This is a genomic window from Methylomonas sp. BG-2 (assembly GCF_057766305.1).
In genome coordinates this window covers 1-2116 of the sequence record NZ_JBYMAP010000401.1, presented here as the reverse complement: position 1 = coordinate 2116, position 2116 = coordinate 1, and the positions used below count along the sequence as shown (strand labels likewise).

1 protein-coding gene is annotated in these 2116 nt (G+C 56.5%); it reads left to right on the top strand.

Annotated elements, in window-relative coordinates; translation table 11 throughout:
- Nucleotides 1–36: 36 nt before the first annotated feature.
- A partial coding sequence (locus AC3B8H_RS20640) for a response regulator (protein WP_488443394.1) occupies nt 37–2116 on the top strand: 2080 nt, incomplete at its 3' end.

Here is a 2116-nt window from a genome sequence, read left to right as displayed (position 1 = left end):
CTGCATTTCGTGCGGCCGATATATTTGGATGGCGACATGATAGGCGTGTTGCACATGGTGGACGATCAGAGCGGTTTTTATGCGCTCTTAAAAAGCTTTTATTTGATTCTCGGGCTGATCGTGGTGTTCACGATTCTGTGGATTGCCATGCTGACATCCAAGCTCCAACATATCTTTTTGGCGCCTTTATTAAATTTGATGCGGGCGATGAAATCGGTCGGCAACGAAAAAACCTTTTCTCATCGCATCGAAAAAACCAGCACTGACGAATTCGGCGATCTGGCCGACGTGTACAACGCGATGCTGAGCGAAATTCAGGTGCGAGACCAGCGCCTGGAGCGTCACCGGAATGAATTGGAATGCCTGGTCGCCGAGCGCACTGCCCAACTGGCCGAAAAAAACGAGGAATTGGAACGGACCGTGGTCGAGACCGTCGCCGCCAAGGAGTTGGCCGAGCAAGCGAGTCTGGCCAAGTCGCAATTTCTAGCGACGATGAGTCACGAGATACGCACGCCGATGAACGGCGTGTTGGGCATGATGGAGCTGTTGTTGTCTTCCGGGCTGGACGCCAGGCAAGTTCGATTCGCGGAAACCGCTTACCGTTCGGCCAATTCGCTGCTTGGCATCATCAACAACATTTTGGATTTCTCCAAGATCGAAGCCGGCAAAATGCAATTGATCGTGCAGGAGTTCGATCTGCGGCGCTTGCTGGAAGATACCTTGGAAATGCTGGCCGAGCCCGCGCATCGTAAAGGCGTCGAGTTGATTCTAAACATTCCGCACGATTTGAATTATGTGGTGCAAGCCGATGCCGAGCGCTTGCGCCAAGTCCTGATCAACTTGTTGGGCAATGCCATCAAATTTACCGAGAGCGGCGAGGTCCAGCTGAAGGTCTCGACGCTGGCGGCGACCGCAGGCACCGATGCGATCGAATTGTTGTTCGAGGTCACCGATACCGGGATCGGTATCCCCGACGACTTGCAAACAAAGATCTTCGACAGTTTTACCCAGTCCGACGGCAGCATTACGCGTCGATACGGCGGCACCGGCTTGGGGCTGACCATATCCAAGCAACTGGTGGATTTGATGGGCGGCGAGTTGGCCGTGGACAGCCGGGTCGATCGCGGTTCCCGATTTTATTTTTCGCTGCGCTTGGGTCTGGGAATCCAGTCGGGCATTGAACGCGCCGAAAGTCATGAATTGGCCGGCGTCAACATTCTGGTGGTGGATGACAATCCGACCAATCGCGAAATTTTGCTGGATCAATTGACGCTGTGGGGGGCCAATGCCACGACCGTCGATAGTGGACCTAGAGCCTTGAAACTGTTGGCCGATGCCTCGGCCGATCCGAGTCAGGCATTCCGGGTCGTGCTGCTGGATTGGCATTTGCCGATCATGGATGGTTTAAGTCTGGCGAAAGCGATTCAAAACGACCCCCGGATTATCAGACCCGCGTTGGTGATGCTCAGCTCGGAAAGCATTTCGTTGCAAGCCGACAAGCTGCATGATTACGGTATCCGCTTTTATTTGAACAAGCCGGTGTTTCAACGCAAGTTGCACCAATGTCTGCTGGAAATTTTGGCCAACAGACCGGTGGCGGCCATGCCATCAGCTGCCGCGGAGGCCGAAAGTTTGTTCGGTACGGTGCTGGTGGCCGAAGACAATCCGGTGAACCAGGAAGTCGTCAAAAGTTTTTTGGTGGGCATGGGCTGCCGGGCCGACGTGGTCGCCGATGGCGCGGCGGCAGTCGAAGCCGCGCGCAGCAACGCTTACGATTTGATTTTGATGGATTGCCACATGCCGGTGATGGACGGTTTTACGGCCGCCGTCGCGATACGCGCCGAGGAAGCCGCGGCGGGGCGGCCGCGCACCCCCATCGTGGCGTTAACCGCCGACGTCCAAAAAGGCGTGCCGGAACAATGCCAAGCCGTCGGCATGGACGCGTATCTCAGCAAGCCCTTCCGCCGCGAGCAACTGCGCGCTGCGTTGGCCGCCTGGCTTGCCGAGGCCAAGCCCCCCGCCGAGACAGTCGCGGCGACAAATCCGGCCGATGTCCCGGTCGCGATCGACTTGAGCGCATTGCAAGGCTTGACCGACCAGGACGGTAACGATTTAT